This window comes from Affinirhizobium straminoryzae (assembly GCF_007004135.1).
GTDB lineage: Bacteria > Pseudomonadota > Alphaproteobacteria > Rhizobiales > Rhizobiaceae > Neorhizobium > Neorhizobium straminoryzae.
Genome location: NZ_VJMG01000021.1, coordinates 1 through 22,077 on the forward strand (window position 1 = coordinate 1; position 22,077 = coordinate 22,077).

At 66.1% G+C, this 22,077-nt stretch carries 20 protein-coding genes; 12 read left to right on the plus strand and 8 right to left on the minus strand.

The features are described from left to right. Window positions 1-20: 20 nt before the first annotated feature. The 3 genes from FNA46_RS08955 to FNA46_RS08965 are packed head-to-tail and all read left to right on the plus strand — an operon-like array spanning window position 21 to window position 3,345. Complete coding sequence (locus tag FNA46_RS08955; protein WP_425468700.1) at window positions 21-1,883, plus strand: pseudouridine synthase; 1,863 nt, start codon at window positions 21-23, stop codon at window positions 1,881-1,883. Between the two features lie 5 nt (window positions 1,884-1,888). Next, window positions 1,889-2,449, plus strand: coding sequence for a 16S rRNA (guanine(966)-N(2))-methyltransferase RsmD (gene rsmD, locus FNA46_RS08960; RefSeq protein WP_143124850.1), 561 nt, complete (start codon window positions 1,889-1,891; stop codon window positions 2,447-2,449). An 11-nt stretch (window positions 2,450-2,460) separates the two neighbouring features. After that, window positions 2,461-3,345, plus strand: a complete 885-nt coding sequence (locus FNA46_RS08965) for a patatin-like phospholipase family protein (RefSeq protein ID WP_143124851.1) — start codon at window positions 2,461-2,463, stop codon at window positions 3,343-3,345. A gap of 75 nt (window positions 3,346-3,420) precedes the next feature. Here FNA46_RS08965 and FNA46_RS08970 read toward each other — a convergent pair whose 3' ends face one another. Beyond that, window positions 3,421-5,226, minus strand: a complete 1,806-nt coding sequence (locus tag FNA46_RS08970; RefSeq protein ID WP_143124852.1) for a monovalent cation:proton antiporter-2 (CPA2) family protein — start codon at window positions 5,224-5,226, stop codon at window positions 3,421-3,423. Between the two features lie 111 nt (window positions 5,227-5,337). Between FNA46_RS08970 and FNA46_RS08975 the strand changes: the two genes are divergently transcribed. The 6 genes from FNA46_RS08975 to lpxK all read left to right on the plus strand — a co-directional run bounded on the left by FNA46_RS08975 (window position 5,338) and on the right by lpxK (window position 11,080). Then, a complete protein-coding gene (locus FNA46_RS08975) occupies window positions 5,338-6,684 on the plus strand; it encodes a TldD/PmbA family protein (RefSeq protein WP_143125021.1) in 1,347 nt (448 codons plus the stop codon). Window position 6,685: 1 nt separating this feature from the next. Further along, window positions 6,686-7,486 (plus strand): 3'(2'),5'-bisphosphate nucleotidase CysQ, encoded by an 801-nt coding sequence (locus FNA46_RS08980; RefSeq protein ID WP_143124853.1) that lies wholly within the window; start codon window positions 6,686-6,688, stop codon window positions 7,484-7,486. A gap of 60 nt (window positions 7,487-7,546) precedes the next feature. Continuing rightward, window positions 7,547-7,786, plus strand: a complete 240-nt coding sequence (locus FNA46_RS08985) for a DUF4170 domain-containing protein (RefSeq protein ID WP_143124854.1) — start codon at window positions 7,547-7,549, stop codon at window positions 7,784-7,786. A gap of 127 nt (window positions 7,787-7,913) precedes the next feature. Beyond that, complete coding sequence (gene waaA / locus FNA46_RS08990; RefSeq protein WP_143125022.1) at window positions 7,914-9,230, plus strand: lipid IV(A) 3-deoxy-D-manno-octulosonic acid transferase; 1,317 nt, start codon at window positions 7,914-7,916, stop codon at window positions 9,228-9,230. Continuing rightward, window positions 9,227-9,958 carry an HAD family hydrolase gene (locus tag FNA46_RS08995; RefSeq protein WP_143124855.1) on the plus strand — a complete coding sequence of 244 codons (732 nt, stop codon included), beginning with the start codon at window positions 9,227-9,229 and terminating at the stop codon, window positions 9,956-9,958. The genes waaA and FNA46_RS08995 overlap by 4 nt, the downstream gene beginning before the upstream one ends. An 84-nt stretch (window positions 9,959-10,042) precedes the next feature. Then, on the plus strand, window positions 10,043-11,080 hold the full coding sequence (lpxK, locus tag FNA46_RS09000) for a tetraacyldisaccharide 4'-kinase (RefSeq protein ID WP_143124856.1): 1,038 nt from the start codon (window positions 10,043-10,045) through the stop codon (window positions 11,078-11,080). Window positions 11,081-11,107: 27 nt separating this feature from the next. Here the strand turns inward: lpxK and FNA46_RS09005 are convergent, their stop codons facing one another. Both FNA46_RS09005 and mutL read right to left on the minus strand, forming a co-directional pair. Further along, on the minus strand, window positions 11,108-11,344 hold the full coding sequence (locus FNA46_RS09005) for a DUF2093 domain-containing protein (protein WP_143124857.1): 237 nt from the start codon (window positions 11,342-11,344) through the stop codon (window positions 11,108-11,110). Between the two features lie 105 nt (window positions 11,345-11,449). Beyond that, complete coding sequence (mutL, locus tag FNA46_RS09010) at window positions 11,450-13,336, minus strand: DNA mismatch repair endonuclease MutL (RefSeq protein ID WP_143124858.1); 1,887 nt, start codon at window positions 13,334-13,336, stop codon at window positions 11,450-11,452. Between the two features lie 306 nt (window positions 13,337-13,642). Between mutL and FNA46_RS09015 the strand changes: the two genes are divergently transcribed. Together FNA46_RS09015 and FNA46_RS09020 are read left to right on the plus strand one after the other, a co-directional pair. Beyond that, window positions 13,643-15,322 carry a response regulator gene (locus FNA46_RS09015; RefSeq protein WP_143124859.1) on the plus strand — a complete coding sequence of 560 codons (1,680 nt, stop codon included), beginning with the start codon at window positions 13,643-13,645 and terminating at the stop codon, window positions 15,320-15,322. Window positions 15,323-15,409: 87 nt separating this feature from the next. Next, entirely contained in the window at window positions 15,410-16,768 is a 1,359-nt protein-coding gene (locus FNA46_RS09020; RefSeq protein ID WP_143124860.1) for a putative bifunctional diguanylate cyclase/phosphodiesterase, read from the plus strand. 108 nt (window positions 16,769-16,876) lie between these two features. On the opposite strand, the gene FNA46_RS09025 is transcribed toward FNA46_RS09020, so the two are convergent. The 5 genes from FNA46_RS09025 to FNA46_RS09045 all read right to left on the minus strand — a co-directional run bounded on the left by FNA46_RS09025 (window position 16,877) and on the right by FNA46_RS09045 (window position 20,950). Beyond that, window positions 16,877-17,509, minus strand: a complete 633-nt coding sequence (locus FNA46_RS09025) for a PRC-barrel domain-containing protein (protein WP_143124861.1) — start codon at window positions 17,507-17,509, stop codon at window positions 16,877-16,879. A gap of 201 nt (window positions 17,510-17,710) precedes the next feature. Beyond that, a complete protein-coding gene (locus tag FNA46_RS09030; RefSeq protein ID WP_143124862.1) occupies window positions 17,711-18,595 on the minus strand; it encodes an SMP-30/gluconolactonase/LRE family protein in 885 nt (294 codons plus the stop codon). Continuing rightward, a complete protein-coding gene (locus FNA46_RS09035) occupies window positions 18,592-19,230 on the minus strand; it encodes a 2-dehydro-3-deoxy-6-phosphogalactonate aldolase (RefSeq protein ID WP_143124863.1) in 639 nt (212 codons plus the stop codon). Before FNA46_RS09035 ends, FNA46_RS09030 begins: the two co-directional genes overlap by 4 nt. Beyond that, the gene (locus FNA46_RS09040; RefSeq protein WP_143124864.1) at window positions 19,227-20,165 is read right to left on the minus strand and encodes a 2-dehydro-3-deoxygalactonokinase; all 939 of its coding nucleotides are present in this window, start codon (window positions 20,163-20,165) and stop codon (window positions 19,227-19,229) included. Before FNA46_RS09040 ends, FNA46_RS09035 begins: the two co-directional genes overlap by 4 nt. Then, window positions 20,165-20,950 carry an SDR family NAD(P)-dependent oxidoreductase gene (locus FNA46_RS09045; RefSeq protein ID WP_143124865.1) on the minus strand — a complete coding sequence of 262 codons (786 nt, stop codon included), beginning with the start codon at window positions 20,948-20,950 and terminating at the stop codon, window positions 20,165-20,167. The genes FNA46_RS09040 and FNA46_RS09045 overlap by 1 nt, the downstream gene beginning before the upstream one ends. A gap of 120 nt (window positions 20,951-21,070) precedes the next feature. On the opposite strand from FNA46_RS09045, the gene FNA46_RS09050 reads away from it, so the two are divergent. Beyond that, window positions 21,071-21,880, plus strand: a complete 810-nt coding sequence (locus FNA46_RS09050) for an IclR family transcriptional regulator (protein WP_143124866.1) — start codon at window positions 21,071-21,073, stop codon at window positions 21,878-21,880. Window positions 21,881-22,077 lie beyond the last annotated feature (197 nt).

A 22,077-nucleotide genomic window follows, 5' to 3' on the forward strand; every position in this document is an offset into this window, starting at 1 on the left:
CGCGTCCCGCGCCTGCGGCCTTGCGGGCCGCAGCGCCGGCCGCCGAGGCGACCGATGCCACCGCCGGCAAGCCGGAGCGCATCTCCAAGATTCTCGCCCGTGCCGGTGTCGCCTCGCGCCGCGACGTGGAGCGGATGATCATGGACGGCCGCGTGCGCCTCAATGGCCAGGTTCTCGATACGCCCGTGGTCAATGCCACGCTTTCCGATCGCATCGAGGTGGATGGCGAGCCGATCCGCGGCATCGAGCGGACGCGCCTGTGGCTCTACCACAAGCCGGCCGGCCTGGTGACGACCAATTCCGATCCGGAAGGCCGCCCGACCGTGTTCGACAACCTGCCGGAGGATCTGCCGCGCGTGATGTCGATCGGCCGCCTCGATATCAATACCGAGGGCCTGCTGCTGCTGACCAATGACGGCGGCCTGTCGCGTGTGCTCGAACTGCCGACCACCGGCTGGCTGCGCCGTTACCGCGTGCGCGCCCATGGCGAGGTGACGCAGGAGGCGCTCGACAAGCTCAAGGAAGGCATTGCCGTCGACGGCGTGCTCTACGGTGCGATCGACGCGACGCTCGACCGCCAGCAGGGCCACAATGTCTGGATCACCATGGGTCTGCGCGAAGGCAAGAACCGCGAGATCAAGAACGTGCTCGGCGCGCTCGGCCTCGATGTCAACCGCCTGATCCGTGTCTCCTACGGTCCGTTCCAGCTCGGCGACCTGCCGGAAGGCCATGTGGTGGAGGTGCGCGGCCGCATGCTGCGCGACCAGCTCGGCCCGCGCCTGATCGAGGAATCCAAGGCGAATTTCGAGGCGCCGGTCTACAGCAACCCGGTGGCCGACGACGAGAAGCCGCAGCCGAAGGGCCCCTCTGCCGGTCGCGACGACAAGCCCTGGGGCGCCGAGGAGCGCCGCGAGGGACGTGGGGATCGCGATGGTGACCGTTTTGGCGGCAAACCGTCGCCAAAGGGCAAGGGTCCCGCCAAGGGCAAGGATTTTGACAAGCGCGGCGGCAAGTTCGGTGGCGACGGTTTCGGCGAGGACAAGCCGAAGAAGCGCCTGCCGCTCGGCACTGCCCGTACCGCCAATGTCTGGATGGCGCCCGGTGCGCGTCCGACGGCCGATGGCGGCGCCAAGAAATCGGCGCGAGCCGAGGCCGAGCGCCTGTTCAGCAAGGGCGGTGAGGCCCCACGCCGTGCCTCCAGCGTCAATGTGAACCGCGTCGAAGGCGACAGCGACTGGATCCGCGCCGAGGCGCCCGCGCGCCGTCCGCGCGACGAGGATGAAGGCGGCTTCGGTCGTCGTGATCGTGGCGACCGTGCTGACCGTGGCGATCGGCCGGAGCGGGGCGAGCGTCGTGATCGCGGGGATCGTCCGGATCGTGGCCCACGCCCGGATCGGGCGGAGCGCAGCGACCGTTTCGAGCGCGGGGAGCGCAGCAGTGATCGCAGCGAGCGCAGCTTTTCGGACCGCCCGCGGGGCGATCGCAAGCCGCGCGAGGACGGCGATCGTCCGCGCTCCAAGCCCTATGGCTCAGGGGCCGGTCCCGGTCGTTCGGCGCGTGAAAACGCAGAACGTGCTTTCAGCCGGCCGGAAGGCGGGCGTCCCGAGGGGCGTCGCGCCGAGGGGGAACGCGGTGGCTTCGGCAGCAAGCCGGCCGGTGGCAAGCCGTTCGGCGGAAAACCCTCCGGCGGCAAGCCGGGCGCAAAGCCCTTCGGTTCCAAGCCGTCGTTTGGTGGCAAGCCCGTAGGCGGCAAGCCGTCCTTTGGAAGTAAGCCGGGCGGTGGCAAGCCGGGTGGCGGCAAGCCGGGTGGGCGTCCGGCGGGCGGTCGCGGGCCGGGGTCCGGTCCAAAGGGCGGTTCGCGTTCGAGAACACCGAGAGGGTAAGCGCCGTGCGGATCGTCGGTGGTGAGTTTCGGGGCCGGTCTCTGGCCACGCCCAAATCCAGCGCGATCCGGCCGACCATCGACCGGACGCGCGAAAGCCTGTTCAACATCATCGGCCATGTCTATCCCGAAGCGATCGAGGGCACCCGCGTCGTCGATCTCTTCGCCGGCACCGGCGCGGTGGGGCTGGAAGCCCTGTCGCGCGGCTGTCGCAGCGCGCTGTTTGTGGAAAACAGCGTCGAGGGCCGCGGCCTGTTGTGGGAAAACATCGAAAGCCTGGGCCTTCACGGCCGCGCGCGCATCCTGCGCCGGGATGCGACCCGGCTTGGGCCGGCCGGTACGATGGAACCCTGCCATTTTCTCTTTGCCGATCCGCCCTATGGTCAGGGGCTTGGAGAGGCGGCGCTGCTTTGTGCGCATCAGGGCGGCTGGCTGATGCCCGAGGCGCTGGTGGTGCTGGAAGAGCGGGCGGATGTGACGCTGGCCGTCGATCCCGTCTTCCAGCCGCTGGAGCAACGCATGTTTGGCGATACCCGGATCGACTTCTTCCGCTACCGGCCCGCCTGAGGACCAGGACCATGAGCACCCGGCTGTCGCTGCCCGTCGAGATGAAGCGCCCGCTCGGAACCAAGCCAAGGGTCGGGCTGGCGCTCGGCGGCGGCGGTGCCCGCGGCATCGCCCATATCGCCGTCATCGAGGCGCTGGACGAGATGGGCGTGAAGCCCGTGGCCATTGCCGGCTCCTCCATCGGCGCCATCTTCGGCGCCGGCATGGCCGCCGGCATGAGCGGCGCGGAGATCCGCGACTACACGGTGGAAACGCTCGGCAATCGCGGCACGGTGCTGGGCCGCCTGTGGTCGCTCGGGCCCGACAGCATGCGCGACATGGTGGGCGGCTTTCGCCTGGGCCATTTCAACCTGGAACGCATCCTCGCCGGCTTCCTGCCGCCGCAGGTGCCCGACACATTCGAGGCGCTGCCGATTCCGCTGAAGATCGCGGTCACCGATTATTACGGCCAGGCGGAGGTGATCGTGGAGGAGGGGGATCTGCGCACCGCCATCGCCGCCTCGGCCGCCATTCCCGGCCTCTTCATGGCCGTGCGCATCAATGGCCGCATCATGGTGGATGGCGGCATCTTCAACCCGGTCCCTTATGAGCACGTGGCCGATGCCGCCGACATCGTGATCGGCGTTGATGTGGTCGGCGGGCCGGAGGGCGATGGCACGCATCCGCCGAACCGGCTGGACAGCATGTTCGGCGCCAGCCAGCTGATGATGCAGGCCTGCATCGCGCTGAAGCTCAGGCTGCATCCGCCGCACCTCTTCCTGCGTCCGCCGGTCAACCGGTTCGGCGTGATGGATTTCCTCAAGGTGCGCGAAATCCTCGATGAAAGCGAAGGCATCAAGGACGAAGTCAAGCGCGGGCTGGACAGCCTGTTCGAAGCGGCCGCAGCGCCGCTCTGACGCCGTTCCGGTCGCGCCCTGCGACCGGTGATCGAGGCTGCGCGATGGCGCTCCCTCGGTCACCCGCGCCCCACATCAGATGGTGTCGGCCTCTTCCTCGGCCTCCGTAGCGTCCCGCACCGGCGTGCGCTTCGGCTTTGTCAGAGGCTCCGGGCGAACCGGGCGGGTGTGCAGCATGTGCAGCCCCGCCGTGATGCCCTTGGCGGCCTGGATCTGCAGGCGCTCCTCGTCGCGGCGGCGGATATCGTCGCCGATCTCGGCTGCCTCGGCTTCGGACTTGTCGAGCCCCTCCAGCATCTTGCGGCCGAACAGAAGACCGGATTCCAGCGTTTCGCGCAGTTCGTATTCCACCTCGCGGGCCCTCAGCGACAGCGAATGGATGCGGTCATAGGAGCGGACGAACAGGCGTGTTTCGGGGAACTCGGCGCGGATCAGGTCCACCACCTTGTCGGTGATCTCCTGCCTGTGGGTGCAGACGGCGACGATCTTGGCGCGTTCGATGCCGGCAGCGACCAGCACCTCTCGGCGCGTGCCATCCCCGAAATAGATGCGGAAGCCGAAGGTGGCGGCCTGTCGGATGCGATCCGGCGAATCGTCGATCACGGTCACGTCGCTGCCGCCGGCGAGCAGGATCTGCGCGGCGATCTGGCCGAAGCGGGAAAAGCCGACCATCAGCACGTCCGCGCCCGCTCCCTCGAAATCCTCGGCGATCTCCTCGCGGGTCTCGCGTACCATCAGACGCCGCGACAGCGCCGTGCCGAGTGGCGTCAGCGCCATCGACAGCGTGACGCTGGCAATCAGCAGCGAGGCGGTGGCCGGCGTCAGCAGGCTGGCGGATACGGCGGTGGTGAACAGCACGAAACCGAATTCGCCGCCCTGCGGCAGGAGGGCTGCGATGCTGACGGCATCGTCGTGGTTGGATCCCCATAGCCGCGACAGGGCGTAGAGGATGACTGCCTTGACGACCATGAAGAGCGGCACGCCGACGAGGATCAGAACGAGGTTGTCGAGAATGGCGTCGAGCTGCAGCGACAGGCCGACGGCGATGAAGAACATGGCGAGGAGCAGGCCGCGGAACGGCTCGATATCCGCCTCCAGCTCGTGGCGGTAGGAGGATTCCGCCAGCATCACGCCGGCGAGAAAGGCGCCCATGGCCATGGAGAGGCCGGCAAGCTGCATCAGGATTGCCGCGCCCAGCACCACGAGCAGGGCGGCTGCCAGCATCACCTCGCGCGCGCCGGTGCGGGCGATCACCTGGAACATCGGCGTCAGCAGATAACGGCCGGCGAGAATCAGCAGGCAGATGGCAACCGCCGCCTTGGCGAAATCGATGAAGAAGGTGTTGGCATGTGGTTCCGATCCGGCGCCGAGCAGTGTCACCAGTGCAAGAAGCGGCACGATGGCGAGATCCTGGAACAGCAGGATGGAGAAGGCGCGCCGGCCATAGAGCGTGTTGGATTCGCCGTTATCGGCCAGGATCTGCAGCGCAAAGGCGGTGGACGAGAGCGCCAGGCCGAAACCGGCAATCACGCTGCCTTGCCAGCTGGCGATGCCGGTCAGCCATGCCAGCCCGGTCAGCGCCAGGCCCGACAGCACCACCTGGGCGGTGCCGAGCACGAAGATGTCGCCGCGCATCTGCCACAGGCGCGACGGTTTCAGCTCCAGACCGATGATGAAGAGCAGGAAGACGACGCCCAGTTCCGAGACATGCAGCACTTCCTGCGGATCATTGATCATCCGCAGCACCGGACCGAGCACGATGCCGGCCGCGAGATAGCCCAGCACCGTGCCGAGACCGAGTTTCTTGAACAAAGGTGCAGCCAGGACGGTGCCGGCCAGCAGCAGAAGCGTTTCGTTCAACATCGGGTCGGTGGTTGCCATGCGGCCTCTCGGATTCTGCATCGCGGCAAGAATCACCTTGCCGCTCTTGATGCTTTCTTTCGTCCACAATACATGGTCTGGCAACGAAAGGCTCATCCCATGTCGTCTGAAATGCCCTCCGCAATTGATTCCAGTGCCCTGCTGTCCCGCGCGGCCGAACTTATCGATCTGGCCAGGAAGGCAGGCGCCGATCAGGCGGATGCCGTCGTGGTGCGCTCCCGCTCCCGCTCCGTCAGCGTCCGCCTCGGCAAGGTGGAAAATACGGAGGCCTCCGAAAGCGACGATTTTTCGCTGCGCGTCTTCGTCGGGCGGCGGGTCGCCAGCGTCTCGGCCAATCCGGGCTTCGACCTGAAACAGCTTGCCGAACGGGCGGTTGCCATGGCCAAGGTCTCGCCGGAAGATCCCTATGCCTGCCTGGCGGACGAGGCCAGGCTCGCCCGATCCTTCCCCGACCTCGATCTCTATGATCCGACCGAAGTGCCGACCGAGGCGCTGACCGAGGCGGCGTTGGCCGCCGAACAGGCGGCGCTGTCGGTGGCGGGCGTCACCAATTCCTCCGGCGCCGGCGCCTCCGCCGGCTCGGGCGGCCTCGTTCTCGTCACCTCGCATGGCTTTTCCGGCAGCTATATCGCCAGCCGCTTCGGCCGCTCCGTCAGCGTGATTGCCGGCGAAGGCACGAAGATGGAGCGCGATTACGATTATGACAGCCGCCTCTATGTCGCCGATCTCGATCCGGCAGAACTGATCGGCCGCCGCGCCGGCGAGCGCACCGTCCGGCGCGTCAATCCCCGCCAGGTGGACACCGGCAGCAATGTGACGGTCGTCTTCGATCCGCGCATCGCGCGCGGCTTCGTCGGGCATATCGCCGGCGCGATCAACGGCGCATCGGTCGCCCGCAAGACGAGCTTCCTGCGCGACCGGATGGGCCAGCAGGTGCTGAAGGCCGGCCTCAACATCACCGACGATCCGCTGATCGTGCGCGGCTCTTCCTCACGCCCCTTCGATGGCGAGGGCGTGACCGGCGAGCGGATGGTGATGATCGAGGACGGCGTGCTGAAGCACTGGTTCCTGTCCACCTCCACCGGCCGCGAACTCGGCCTTGAGACCAACGGGCGCGGCGTGCGGGGCGGCACCTCCGTGTCGCCCGCCTCCACCAATCTGGCGCTTGAGCCCGGCGAGATTGCGCCGGAGGACCTGATCCGCGGCATCGGTAACGGCTTCTACGTCACCGAACTGATCGGCCAGGGCGTCAACATGATCACCGGCGAATACAGCCGCGGTGCGACCGGCTTCTGGATCGAGAACGGCGAGCTGACCTTCCCCGTTTCGGAAGTCACGATTGCCTCCAATCTCAAGGACATGTTCATGCGCATGACGCCGGCAAACGACATCGATCGCAAGTACGGCGTTGCCGCACCGACGATTGCCATCGAGGGCATGACGCTGGCAGGGCGCTGAGGTGACGGACACGACCGCGAGCGACTGGACAGAGGACCTCGACCTGATCCGCCGCGCCGCGCGCGAGGCGGGCGACGTGGCGCTCGGTTATTTCGGCCGCTCGCCCGAAGTCTGGTGGAAGAACGAGGGCCGCTCACCGGTCAGCGCCGCCGATTTCGCCGCCAACGACCGGCTGGAAACGCTGCTGAGGACCGCACGCCCCGCCTATGGCTGGCTGTCGGAGGAAACCGACGATGATCCCGCGCGGCTTGCCTGCGAGACGCTGTTCGTTATCGATCCGATCGACGGCACGCGCGCCTTCATCAATTGTGAGGCAACCTGGTGCGTCAGCGTCGCAGTCGTGCATCTGGGGCGTCCGGTGGCGGGCGTTCTCTATGCGCCGGCCCTTGGCGAGGAATTCGTCGCAGTGGCGGACGGAGCGGCGCTGAAGAACGGCGTGGTGATCCGCACCTCGGAGCCGCGTGCGCAGGAGCTGCGCCGCATCGCCGCGCCCGAGGAGATGCTGCGCCGGTTCGAGCCGGGCTTGCGCAGCACGCTGCAGCGCATCCGCCACGTCCCCTCGCTGGCCTACCGGCTGGCCATGGTGGCGGATGGTCGCATTGACGGCACGGTGGTCATGCGCAACAGCCACGACTGGGATCTCGCCGCCGCCGATCTGATCCTCGAACGGGCCGGCGGACGCCTGGTCGGGCTCGACCGGCTGCCGCTTGCCTACAACCGGGATGCAGTGACCCACGGCGTGCTCTGTGCCGGTGCCGAACATCTGCTGGAAAGCCTTGTCCACGGCCTTGCATCGGGTTGACCTTTGGTGCGGAATGCCGCAGGAGAAGGGGGCGGGGGAGTTGATAAAAAGAGGCATAGAATGACCGTGCAGGGCGACAAGAAACAGCTTCTTCATCTCGTTTTCGGCGGTGAGCTGGAAAGTCTTCAGGGCCTGGATTTCAAGGATCTGAACGCGCTCGATATCGTCGGCATCTTCCCCGATTACGCCAGTGCTCTGGAAGCGTGGAAGAGCAAGGCGCAGATGACGGTTGACAACGCACACATGCGTTATTTCATCGTCCACATGCACCGGCTGCTCGACCCCGACAGCAAGGCCTGAGCGCCGCACGGGCGTCGGCCCTGACGCGGACGTGGCGCGTTTTTGACGCAATTGCGACGCATACACCAATGCAATTTCGGGCTGTGAACGGGACGATGCGGATGAGGGGTGATCGAGGGCGATGGCAGTGAGCAACGGCTTGGCGCGCATGGCCCTGTTCGGATACCGCGTGGCCGGTATCTGTGCCTATCCGCTGGCGTCCCCCTACCTTGCCTATCGCACGCTGAAGGGCAAGGAAGAGCGGCAGCGGCGGCTGGAACGCTTCGGCTATCCCAGCGTGCCGCGCCCGCATGGGCCGCTCATCTGGGTGCATGCGGCAAGTGTTGGCGAAACGCTGGCGGTCATTCCGCTGATACGCGAGCTGCGCCGCCGCGAAATCCATGTTCTGCTCACCACCGGCACCGTAACGTCGGCCGCCCTCAGCCGCACCCGGCTGGGCGACGAAGTCATCCACCAGTATGTGCCGCTCGACGTAAAGTTTCCGATCAAGCGCTTCATCGCCTACTGGCGTCCGGATGCGGCGATCACCGCAGAATCCGAGATCTGGCCCACCACCATGGCCGAACTCTCCCGCCGAAACATCCCGCAGATCCGCGTCAATGCCCGCATTTCCGACCGCTCCTACGAGCGCTGGAGCAATCGCAGCAAGATCGCCGAACTGCTGTTCGGGCGCCTTGCGCTGGTCGTGGCGCGCTCCGATCTCGACGCCGAGCGCTTCCGTGATCTGGGCGCCTGGCCGGTGGTGATCTCCGGCAATCTGAAGGGCGATACCGATCCACCGCCAGTGGATGAGGCGGTCCTTGCCGGCTACCAGTCGCAGGTCGGTGACCGGAAGACCTGGGCGGCGATCTGCACGTTCGAGGGCGAGGAAGAGGCGGCCGCCTTCGTGCATCGCGCCATCAAGCCGCGCAACCAGCAGCTCACCATCATCGTGCCACGCCATCCCGAACGGGGCGATGCGATCGAGGCCATGCTGCGCGAGAAGGGGCTGACGGTCGCCCGGCGCTCCCGCAACGATGTCATCACCCCCGAAACCGATATCTTTCTCGGCGACAGCATCGGCGAAATGGGGCTTTACCTGCGCCTCACCGAGATTTCCTTCGTCGGCCGCTCGCTGACGGCGGAAGGCGGGCAGAACCCGCTCGAATCGGCCATGCTCGGCTGCGCGGTGCTTTCCGGCCCCAACGTTCAGAATTTCCGCGAAACCTATCAGCAAGTCATCCGCAAGGGGGGTGCCCGCATGGTGCGCGACACCGAAATGCTGGCCAAGGCCGTGCATTACCTGATGACCAACGAGGTGGCCCGCCGCAAGATGATCGATTGCGGCCACGAGGCCGTGCAGGACATGCGCGGCGCTCTTTCCACCACGATCAAGGCGCTGGAACCCTATCTCAACCCGTTGACGGTGGCCGCCCGCTTGCGTCCGGCCGGCGGAGGCGCATGACCACAGACATTTCCGAGATCGCCGGCATCCTGTTCGACAAGGACGGCACGCTTCTGAGCTATGACGAGAGCTGGGGCCCGGTGAACCGCGAGGCGGCCCGCATCGCGGCCGCCGGGGGCGATTCCGCGCTGGAGGAGCGTATGCTGCGCGCCGCCGGCATGGATCCGGTGAGCGGACGCACGGCGGCTGACAGCCTGTTTGCCGCCGGCACGGCGGCGCAGATCGCGGCCGGCTTCGTGGCGGCCGGTTCGCCACTTGCCGTCGGCCCGCTGACGCAGGCGCTGGACGATCTTTTCGTGCGGGGTGCGCAGCATTCCGTACCGGTGACGGATCTGGCCGCCTTGTTCGCCCGGCTGAAGGCGCGCGGCTTTCGGCTCGGCGTCGCTTCCAGCGACAACGAACGCTCGATCCGCGAAACGGCGGAGCGGCTGGGCTTTCTCGATCATCTCGATTTCATCGCCGGCTATGACAGCGGCCATGGCTGCAAGCCGGAGCCCGGCATGGTGCTCGGCTTCTGTCGCGCTGTCGGCCTTCTGCCCTCGCAGGTCGCCATGGTCGGCGACAACAATCACGATCTGCACATGGCAGCGGCTGCCGGCTGCGGCTTGAAGGTGGCTGTGCTCACCGGAACGGGATCGGTTGCAACGCTTCAGGCGGCGGCCGATTGCGTGCTGGACGACATCACCGGGCTGGAAACGCTGCTGCCCGCCGGTCTCCCGCCGGCCTGATCCACGCCCGTCCGACGCCCGGGCTGCGGGTCGTCTTGTGGATTGCATGTATCATCGGTCGCCGAAAGAGAAGGAGGACGAGCCATGGTTTCGAAAGCGCCCTCCTTCTGGTGGCAAAGATCCGGCTGGCAGGCCTTCGGGCTCTGGCCGCTGTCGCGTCTCTACGGCCAGATTGCGGGGCGCCGCATGGCGCGCAAGGTGCGGCCTTCGGTGTCCGTGCCGGTCTTCTGCGTCGGCAATTTCACCGTGGGCGGGGCGGGCAAGACGCCGACGGCGATTGCCATTGCCCGCGCGGCAAGGGCACGCGGCCTGACGCCCGGTTTCCTCAGCCGCGGTTATGGCGGACATCTTCGCCAGACGGTGCTGGTCGATCCGGCCCGGCATGGCGCCGATGCCGTGGGTGACGAACCGCTGCTTCTAGCCCGCGAGGCGATGACGGTGGTTTCCCGTCGCCGGCTGGATGGGGCGAAGCGGCTGGTGGCGGAAGGCTGCGATCTCATTATCATGGATGACGGCTTCCAGAGCGCCCAGCTGGTGCTCGATTTCGCTCTTGTGGTGATCGATGCCCGCCGCGGCATCGGCAACGGCCATCTGGTGCCGGCCGGACCCGTCCGCGCGCCGCTGTCCGAACAGCTGCGGCAGATGTCCGCGCTGCTGAAGGTCGGCGAGGGGGAGGGGGCCGATCCGGTCGTGCGCCTTGCCGCACGCGCGGCCAAGCCGTTGCGCGTCGCAAGCCTTGTGCCACGCCCGGATGCGGCGATTGCCGGACAGCGCGTTCTGGCCTTTGCCGGCATTGCCGATCCCGCAAAATTCTACCGCACGGTGGCCGCGATCGGCGGCACGGTGGCCGCCCAACGCTCCTTCCCGGATCACCATCCCTTCACGGAGGCGGAGCTTCTCGACCTGATCGGCGCGGCGGAGCGCGACAGCCTCGTTCCCGTCACCACCACCAAGGATGCCGCACGGCTTGCCGGCCGCAAGGGAGCGGCCGAACGCCTGCTGGCGCTTGCCCGCGTGGTGGAGGTGGACATGGTGTTCGACGATCCGCACGCTCCCGGGCTGATGATCGAGGAGGCCATCGCCCATTGCCGCCGACGGTTGCTGGAAAACGGCAAGGGGTAGCCTTGGGCCGCGATGCGACGGCGTATGTCAGCCGCGCGACTGGTTGGGAAGAATGCCGGCGCGCTTGTCGGCTTCCAGCGAGGCCGCGCAATCCACATAGGCTTCCTGCCGCGCCACGCTCCAGTAGCGCAGTTCGTCGACGGGGATCGCCACGCCGGTGATGGCGCAGGGGACATGGGAGCCGGCCGTCAGGATCTGGTAGTCGCCATCGAGGTAACGGATCTTGGCCTCGCGGTTTCCACCCCCTTCGAATCGGTTCATCATACGTCTCCTGCGAAAAATCATGGTCCTCATCTACAGCATCGGGCCTGAAACCGCATCCTGCAAATCGCACCGGATCGCTCGGGCTGGCGATGCTTGCCACAGGTGTCAGCTGCGGCCGAACAGCCGCTCGATATCGCTCAGCTTCAGCTCGATATAGGTCGGCCGGCCGTGGTTGCACTGGCCGGAACCGGGGGTCGCTTCCATCTCGCGCAGCAGCGCGTTCATCTCCTCGGGGCGCAGCCGGCGGCCGGAGCGCACGGATCCGTGGCAGGCCATGGTGGCGGCCACATGCTCCAGCCGGCTCTTGAGCCCGCTTGCGGTGTTCCACTCGCCGATCTCGTCGGCAAGATCGCGGATCATCGCGGTCGCATCCACCTCGCCGAGCAGGGCCGGCGTTTCACGTACGGCGACGGCACCCGGGCCAAACCGCTCGATCACCAGACCCAGCCGCTCCAGATCGGCCGCATGCATGGTCAGACGGTCGCAATCCTCTTCCGGCAGGTCGATGATTTCGGGGATCAGCAGCACCTGCGAGGGCAGCCGCTCCGCTTCCAGCGCCTTGCGCATGGCCTCGAAGACCAGCCGCTCATGGGCGGCATGCTGATCGACGATGACCAGCCCGTCCTCGGTCTGGGCGACGATATAATTGGCATGAAGCTGCGCGCGGGCAGCCCCCAGGCGGTGGCGAAGCGCGGGCTCCGAGACGGCCGTGTCGGGTGTGGCCTGTGCCGGAACCGGCATCGCGTCGGCCCGTGCGCTGGGCGTCATCAGCGCATCGAAGGCGGACTGGCGCTGTTCGGCAAAGCCGTTTGCCTGCGGCATGGCCATCGGCCGGTAAAGCGAGGTCTCCGCCGTCCAGCCGACATTGGCCGGTCGCGGCGGCATGGACCCGCTGCCGAAGCTGCGGACCGGGCCGGCATCCGATCCTGACGGGACGCCGCCGCCAGGGCCGAAGCCGGGGCGAAAGGCGCGCATCAGGCCGCTGGCGCCGGTGGTGGCAGCCCGGTCGCCTTCCCGCGCGAGTGCCTCGCGCAGTGCGCCGACGATCAGCCCGCGCACCAGGCCGGGATCGCGGAAACGCACATCCGCCTTGGCCGGATGCACGTTGACATCGACCAGCGCCGGATCGAGCGCGATCGAGAGTACGGCGACCGGATAGCGCCCGGCCGGAATGGTTTCCGCATAGGCGCCGCGAATGGCCGAGAGGATCAGCTTGTCCTGCACCGGCCGACCGTTGACGAAGGCATATTGATGGGTGGAATTGCCGCGGTTGAAGGTCGGCACGCCGGCAAAGCCGGACAGCGTGACGTCCTCGCGCTCGGCGCGGATCTCGATGGCATTGTCGCGGAACTCCGCGCCCAGCACCTGCGCCATGCGCGCCAGGGGATCGCCGGGGGCGGCGGGAAATTCGAGCGTCGACCGGTCGCTGCCCGACAGCACGAAGCGCACCTGCGGAAAGGCAATTGCCATGCGCTTGACCACCTCGGTGATCGCGCCGGCCTCGGCCCGCTCGCTTTTCAGAAATTTCAGCCGGGCCGGTGTCGCAAAGAAAATATCGCGCACCTCCACCACCGTGCCCTGATTGGCCGCCGCCGGCCGTGCCGGGGTCAGGCGTCCGCCGGTGAGCGAGATCTCCACGCCCGTCTCGGAGCCCGCCGTCCGGCTGGTGATCGACAGCTTGGCGACCGAACCGATCGAGGGCAGGGCCTCGCCGCGAAAGCCGAGCGTGCGGATATCGTCCAGCGTCTCGGAAATCTTCGAGGTGCAGTGGCGGCGCACGGCGAGATCCAGATCGACGGCATCCATGCCGCAGCCATTGTCGGTGATGCGGATCAGGCTCTTGCCGCCGCCGGCGGTGGCGATCTCGATGCGGGTCGCGCCGGCATCGATGGCGTTTTCGATCAGTTCCTTGGCGGCACTGGCGGGGCGTTCGATCACCTCGCCGGCGGCAATCTGGTTGATCAGCGTTTCGGGCAACTGTTTGACGGGCATGCCCCCATTGTCGGGGATTCGACGCGACAAGAAAAGGCCCCGTGTCGAATTGTGGAAAAGGTTGCGCCGCCCGCTGCGTCGCAACCCGATCATTGAGCGTTAAGAGCAACTTAACGTGAAGCCGATATTGCTTCACAACGAGATGGCAAACGGCAGATTCGCACGCTTCGGCGACGGACATGCCGGCCGAACAGGTGGTGCGCCCGTGCGGTGGCCGCAAACAGGAAGCAAGAGGATGCAAGCGGTACGGATCGACAGTCGGCCCCCGGCAGCGGGTGCCTCCCGCGAGACAGGAAGCGCCTTGCGATGACGCAGACGGGCGCGCATCCGGACGGGCTGGCGCAGGCGGCCCTGCTTGACCTTCTGACGGAGGCGATGTCCGGTGCCGTACTCATCTACGACCGGAACGACACGATCGTCTTTGCCAGCACGCAGCTGCGCGCCTTTCTGCCTGCCCTGCCGCTGATGCCGTCTCCCGGCACGCGACTCAAAGATTTCCTGTCTCTGGTCTACGATCATGGCGGCTACTTCCCCGATGTCACCGGGCGTCTGCGTCATCCGCCGATGGGACGCGAGGAGTGGATCACCACCGAGATTGCCAGTCTCTGGCGCGAGCGTTCCGAAACCGTGGAGCGCCAGGCGCTTGATCGGTGGATGAGCCTCAGCAAGCGACGCATGCCCTCCGGCTACGGCCTCTGTCTGTTCCGCGACGTCTCCGAGCACAAGAAACGCGAGGACCAGTGGCGGTCCGATCTCGAGCGGGTACAGATCACAGAGGACATTCTCGACAACCTGCCCTTCCCGATCCTGGTGATGGATCGCAATTTCACCTATGTCGCAGTCAACAAGGCGACCTGCTCATTCTACAATCTCGCCGCGGACGAGATTCTCGGGCGCAAGAATGATGACATCCATCCGCCGGAGCTGGCAGCCCGCATCGATCGGGCCAGCCGGCAGGTCCTGGAGACTGGCATCCCTTTCTCCATCAGCGAGCAGGTGATCCGCCCCGACGGCAGCCGCACCGCCGTGCTGACCCGCAAGCTGCGGGCGGGCAAGCCCGGCCGCTATTTCGTGGTCACCGCCATGGAAGATATTTCAGAGGTTCTCTCGACCGGAGAGCAACCCGAATGGGTGTTCAACGGTTTGGAGGGCGTCGACTTCGTGCATTCCGACATGCGCCTCAAACGTTCCGAGCAGCCGGCGGCCGTGCCGGCGGAACGGACGGGGCGCCGCCGCGTGCTGCTCGTGACCGATGACGGCAAGGTGGAGGCGGACGGCGTGTCGCTTCTGCTGCGCGCCGGCTTCGATGCGACCGCGGCCCGCGACCTCAGGGAGCTGCGCGGCATCCTCGACATCGCCCGCGAGCGGCAGGTGGACATCGATCTCGTGGTGGTTGATTCGGCCATGGATATCGAATGCCTGGAAGAGGCGGAGGCCTCCGGCATCGATGTCCTGGTTCTGGAAGCCTTCCAGGTGGAGCGCGAGCTTCTGGTGGCTGTGCAGCGGCGTCTGGCGCGTCCGCGTCCCGCGCCTGCGGCCCGCAAGGCCGCCGAGGACGACTGGCAGATCTCATCGGTTGCCGCAATCGACGTCCTGGTGGCGGAGGACAATGAGGTCAACCAGATCGTCTTCTCGCAGATCCTCGAAGGCTTCGGCTATCGCTATGCCATTGCCTGCGATGGCGAGGAGGCGGTGCGCCTGTGGCGGGATCTCAAGCCGCGAATCGTGCTGATGGATATCACCCTGCCGATGCTGAACGGCTTCGAGGCTGCATCGCGGATCCGCGAGCTTGAAAGCGGAGGCGAGCGCACACCGATCATCGGCGTGCTGACGCCGGCCGTCGAGGGAGACCGCGACGCCTGCTGGGCTGCCGGCATGGATGACGTGGTGCTGAAGCCGCTGAGTCCCGATGCGCTGGACGAGAAGTTCCGTCGCTTCATGGGCGCCGGCGACCGCGAGACACGCCGGCGTGGCGAAGGGCGCTGAGACTGCACGCGTTTGTGATAAGCGCTATGCATTTGTTAATCTTTTGGCAGCATTCTGCGCGAAAACCCGACATGCGTGGAGCGCGTAATGACATCGGCCGGCCGTTCGTTGCCGCAGGTCAGCCAGAACGAATTGCAGGCCATGGCCTATCGCGATCCGCTGACTGGTCTTGGCAACCGCTACCGGCTGCGCGACAAGGTGCGGCTGATCGCTGCCGAACGCGCCGATGATCCCGCCCCCTTTACCGTCGGCATCGTCAACCTCGATGGCTTCAAGCCGATCAATGACCTGTTCGGTTCGCAGGCCGGCGATGACATTCTCTGCCAGGTGGCGCATCGCCTGAAGGCCTGCATTCCCGATGGCGCCACCGTGACACGCCACGACGGCGACGAGTTCGCCTTCCTGCTGCCGCTCGTCTTCGAAAAGACCAGCGCAGAACGTCTCGGCCAGATGATCAAGGAGGTGCTGTCTGCGCCTTACGATCTGGGAGACCGCAATGTGCGGCTGTCGGCTTCCTTCGGCTTTGCCGTCTATCCCTTTGCCGGGGAGGAGTTCGAGGAACTGATGAAGAGCGCCGAAACCGCGCTCTATCGCTCCAAGCGTCGCGGACGCGGCCAGATCACTGTCTATTCCCGCGAGATTGCCCAGGAAATGAAACGCTCCACCCAGCTGGAGCAGGCGCTGCGCAATGCCATCATTGCCGATTCGGTCGAGGTGCATTTTCAGCCGATCGTGCGCATCCGCGATGCTTCGGTGGTCGGTTTCGAGGCGCTGGCACGCTGGAACGATCCCGATCTCGGCTTCGTGTCGCCGGCCGTCTTCGTGCCGCTTGCCGAGGAACGCGGCTTCATCGATGCCCTGTCGGATACGCTGCTGCGCAAGGCGGCGGAGGCAGCACTCTCCTGGCCGCGCGAACTCTTTCTGTCCTTCAATCTTTCTTCCGCGCAACTGATGGACCCCGGCACCGCCGGAACGATTCTGGCAACGCTTGGCCGCGTCGGGCTTGATCCCGCCCGGCTGGAGCTGGAGATCACCGAAACCGCCGTCATGACCTCGGCCGATACCGCCGAGCGCATCATTGCGGAGCTGCGCCAGTCGGGTGTGCGTATTTCGCTCGATGATTTCGGCACCGGGCAGTCAAGCCTCGGGCGGCTTCGCGATTTTACCTTCGACAAGGTAAAGATCGACCGTGCCTTCATTTCCCGCATCACCACCGATCGCGCCTCCGAACATATCGTCAAGGCGATCATCGCCATGTGCGATGGCCTTGATCTGCAGGTGGTCGCCGAAGGCATCGAGGAATGGGCGGATGCGGAAAAGCTGAAGACGCTCGGCTGCGCCATGGGGCAGGGATATTACTATGGCCGCCCGGTGGATGCCGCCGCGACGCTGCGCTACCTCCAGACCCATCACCGCGATTTCCTGCCGACCCAGGAAACCGCCTGACACCTTTCCCGATTCACCAAACGACGAAGGGCGGCGCCGTAGCGCCGCCCTTGTCCGTATGTGCCCTGGTCAGGCGGAGCGTGGCACGCTCCAGACCACCGATGCGGATTAGGGCTTCGGGGTCGTCGACGGGGTTGTGGCGCCGCCGGCCGGGGCCGTGGTGGTGGCTGCACCACCGGTCGAAGACGTGGTGGTGTTGTCGGTCTGCTGCTGGTCCAGCGTCTTGAATTCCGGCGCGGCCTTCAGCGATTCAGCCGTTTCCATGGTCGTCAGGCGGACCTTGTTGTTGTTGTCTGCGTCGCGGCTGATGTTGATCTTGCTCATCGGCACGGCGACGTTCTTTTCGCCGATGCCAAGGAAGCCGCCGACGCCGACCACGGCTGCGACGATGCCGCCGTTTTCTTCCAGGATCAGGTCGTTGACGTTCCCGATGCTCTTGTCTTCACCGTTGTAGATGCTCTGGCCGATATAGTCGTTGGCGCTCACCTGCGTTTCCGTCTGCCGGGTCAGGTAATCCTGCGCGGCGGCGCTGGTGGATGCAGCGCCCATTGTGCCTGCTGCGGACGAACCGGTTGCCGGAGCCACAGCGCCATTGCCGGTCGCCGGCATGGTGGTATCGGTCTGGGCGTTCGGAGCGGCAGGCGTTGCCGAGGGAGCCGTCGTCTGGGCCAAGGCCGGTGCAACGGCGGTGGAAGCCATCAGGATGGCTGCTGCTGCCATGGTACCAAGGGTCTTTTTCATAACGAACCTACCTTTGTTCAATCCGGGTTGCTCCGACGCGCAGGGTGGAGGATCGCGTCGGTTCGACAGGGAAATGCCTGTCCGCGAGGATGGTTCCGAGGCGGGCTGCCAAAAAAATAGGCGAAAACGCCGGAACGTTTTCGCCTGTCGAAGGTTAGGGGCAACCCGCCACATGCGCGGATTTCCCCTGTAAAAACAATGTCAGAGACGATAGGCCGGTTCGACACGCCCGTTCACCGTGATGCCGAGATCGAAGAGGAAGCCGGCCTTGGTGTCGGAGGCCCGTTCGTCTGCGCTGGCACCCTCATATGCGGTTGTCACCGCCATGCGGTCTGCGGATTTGCCGAAGAAGGCCGGGCATGAGGCGCGCGATGTCGGGACGCTGTAGCGGGCCACGTGACGTCCGTCCGGTGCATACCGGTCCACAGCCCCGGCACCCCAGCGGGCGTTCCAGAGATAACCGTCCGCATCGCAGACGGATCCATCCGGACCGCCATCGGCGCCGGCAGGCACGAAGACGGTTGCCTCGCCGACCGGCAGCCCGGTTTCGGCATCGAGCGGCAGCCGCATGATGTTGCCGATGCGGGTGTCGGTGTAATAGCCCGTCGCACCGTCGGGGGAGAAGCAGATCGAATTCGGAATGCTGATGCCGGTGACGATGCGGGTCACCGCGCCCTTTGCCACGTGATAGATCGAGCCCGCGCCATTCTGGGCCTTCAGCCCCATGGTGCCGATCCACAGCGCACCGGAGGCATGCACACGCCCGTCATTGGAGCGGTTGCCCATATGCGCCGGCTCGAGTTCCACATAGGGAGTAAAGCCGCCGCTGGCGATGTCGCGGATCATCAGGCCCTGTTCTGTCGCGATCAACTGGCGATCCGCATCAATGCGGGCCAGCACACTGGCCTTGAAGGGCAGGGGATGAACGCGCCTTGCACCGCTTGCAAGGTTCAGTTCGTGCAGTTCCTTGCCGAGAATGTTGAACCACCACAGCGTATCGGTCGCCGCATCATAGGTCGGGCCTTCGCCGAGTTCTGAGGCATGGTCGGAGAGGATGGTTCCGGCGAAGTCGTGGATCTCGCTCATCGCACCGCCTCCAGCGCCCGGTCATAGGCCTCGATCGTCACCCTGGCGCGACGGATCACCTCGTTGGCGCTCATGCCCGCCTTGTAGAGGCTGGAGCCGAGACCGAAGGCGGTGATGCCACCCTTCACATAGTCTTCAAAGTTCGTGTCGGACACGCCACCGACCGCGGCAATCACCAGCTCCTTCGGCAGCACGGCGCGGATCGCGTTGATGCCGGAAGGGCCAAGCACGCTGGCGGGGAAGAATTTCAGGCCCGTTGCGCCGGCGCGTGCGGCAGACAGCGCTTCCGTTGCCGTAAAGCAGCCCGGCAGCGTCACCATGCCGCGCGCCGCAGCAGCCTCGATGACCGCCGGCTCGACATTGGGGCTCACCATCAGCCTGCCGCCGGCGGCATCGAGTGCGTCGACATCCTCGACGGTCAGCACGGTACCGGCGCCGATCAGGCAGTCCGCCGGCGCCAGCCGCACGGCGGTTTCGATCGACCGGAACGGATCGGGCGAGTTCAGCGGAATCTCGATGGCGGTGAAGCCGGTTTCGATCAGGCCGCCGACGATGGCTTCAGTCTCTTCCGGCTTGATGCCGCGGAGAATGGCGACCAGCGGCCGCTGCATGGAGGGAAAGGGAATGCGGGTCATGCGGGTATCCTTGCATGGCTGAGGAAAAGCGATTGGGCGGCGGCGGCAAGGCCCTGCCGCACGGCAAGATCGGCGTCGATCGTCTCGAAGGCAAGGCCAAGGGCTGCAAGGGCGCCTTCGTAGAGGCCCTGCAGCCGGCCGGAGGCAACGAGCCGCACCAGATCCGGGCGCCGGCCGGCCGCATGGATGCCGCCGGCGATTTCCGCCCCGATCAGCGTGCCGGAGAGGCGGGCGGCAGCGCCGGTGGCATCAAGCCCGTGCAGCAGCTGGCCGGAGCGCGCGGTAAAGATCAGGCTTGTCAGCAGTGCCGGCTCGGCCGCGGCCTTGACGACGGCGGCCTGGAAGGCCGGGTGGCTGGCGTCGAAGGCTTCCGCACCCGCCACCGCATGCTTCAGGATTGAATGCTTGGTGATCACGTCGAAGACTTCGCCGGTCATGAAGGAGGCGAAGCTGGTGACGCGGCTGTCTTCCACATTCACCCATTTCGAATGGGTGCCGGGCATGCAGACCAGCGCCTTGCCGGTGGAGGAGGGGCCGAGCGCGCCGAGCAGCTGGGTTTCCTCGCCGCGCATCACATCCGGTGCGGTTTCGGCGCGCTGGGCAATGCCGGGCAGAATGCGGATGTCGCGCGTTTCGCCGGGCACGCGCACGGCGCCGTCGAGAACGGCGGCGAGCGGCGCCGGGGCATCGACATAGCCGGCCTCCACCCAGCCCTGGCGGGCGCCGGCCATGCCGCAGATGATGACCGGCAGATCGGCACCGGCGGACACGGCGGCAAGATGAGTCTCTAGGACCTGGGAAAAGCCCGTTTCGGCGGCGGTGGTCATGCCTTCGCCGCTGCGCCGTTCGGCCAGCACGCGGTGGTCGCCATCCATGAGCCAGAGCCGGAAGCTGGTCGTGCCCCAGTCGACGGCGATATAGGCGGCCTCAGCCATCAGAGTGTTCCTCCATCTACGGTGATCCATTGGGCGCTCATGCCGGCCGATGCCGACGAGGCCAGAAACAGGCAGGGGCCGACCATGTCGGCGGCGGTCAGGCTGCGCTTGACGCACTGGCGGTCGATCATCGCGGCAATGCCTTCATCCGTCAGCCAGAGCGCCTTCTGCCGCTCGGTGACGATCATGCCCGGCAACAGCGCGTTGACGCGGATGCCGTCCGGGCCGAGGCGTCCGGCAAGGCTCTTCGTCAATCCCAGAATGCCGGCCTTGGCGGTGGTATAGCTCGGCAGACCGCCCATGTTCAGCAGGAAGGAGATCGAGGACAGGTTGACGACCGCGCCGCGCCCGTCCGCGATCAGATGCGGGGCGGCCGCCTGGGCACAGAAGAACATCTGCTTCAAATTGATTGCCTGGTTGCGGTCCCAGTACTCCTCCGTGACCTCCAGAAATTCGTGACGGTCGTCGAGGGCGGCATTGTTGACGAGAACGCCAATGCCGCCGAGCCGCTCGGCCGCCGCCGCGACTGCGGACCGGATCTGTGAGACATCGGAAAGATCGGCCTCGATGAACTCTACCGGATGGCGCGTCTGTCCGGAAAGGGTGGCAACCAGCGCAAGGCTCGGTTCGCGCGCGATGTCGAGAAAGGCGACGCGTGCGCCCTGGCGGGCGAAGGCTTCCGTGAAGGCTGCGCCAATACCCGATCCCCCGCCGGTGACCAGCACCGGGCGATCCTCCAGGTCGGCAAAGCGGAAGGCCGGCTGCGATGCTGCGACAGTGTCCATGATGATCCTCGATGTTCCATCATGTGGAACTGAGTTTGACTATATGGAATAAAGATTATAATCAGGAGGGACTGTCAAGCACCCATGCCGTGATGGCGAGGCTGCAGGAGGGAATGTTTGGTGACCCAGCATCAGGACACGGAGACTGGATCGGAACCGGACGGGCCGGACACGGGCACGCTCGGCAAGGCGATCGCCGTGCTTGACCTGATTGCCCGCGCAGAGGTGGCGCCGCGCTTCACCGATCTTCTGACGCTGAGCGGCCAGCCGCGCGGCAGCCTGCATCGCCAGCTCAGGCATCTTGCCATGGAAGGTCTGGTCGAACTCGGGCCGGATGGCGGCTATACGCCGGGCCTTCGCCTGCTGCAATTTGCCTCGCGCGCCTGGTCGCGCCACTCCTTCCGCCAGGTGGCCGAGCCGCACCTGAAACATCTGCATGAGCGGACCGGCGAGACGGTACATCTCGGCCTGCTGCGCGAGGACGAGATCATCTATCTCGACAAGATCGAAAGCCGGCAGGCGGTGCGCATGCATTCGCAGGTCGGCAATGCCGCGCCGGTCTATTGCACGGGCGTCGGCAAGGTGGCGCTCTCCTGCCTGCCGGACGAGCGTCTCGCGCAGATCGCGTCGCGGCTTCGCTTCCAGACCTTCACACCGGCCACGCTGGCGGATGCCGGCGCGCTGCTGTCGCAGGTCGAGGCGATCCGTGCCCGCGGCTATGCCTTCGATCTCGAGGAGCACCAGCCGGGCATCCGGTGCGTGGCCGCCGCCATTGCCGTTCCCGAGGCAAATATCCTCGGCGGCATCTCGGTGACGGCTCCTGCCTTCCGTGCCGACATGGATCAGCTGGAGGCCTGGGCGGACGATGTCTGTGCCGCGGCGCGCGCTATTGTTCAGGATGCTTTGCAGCGACTTGGGCCTCGTCGCTGAGCGCTGTTTTAGCATGCACTTTTCTTTGCCCGATACGGAATTGAGTGTTTGTCAAATCTCTCGGATCGTGGCATGATTCTGTCGTGATGATTGCGGCCATGATGGCACCACGCAAGACCGGTCTGATTGCTGCCGGTGCGCTGTCACTCGGAGGTTTGGCCTTGAGCCGGCTTTCGAGGCCTTCTAACCAAGATTGT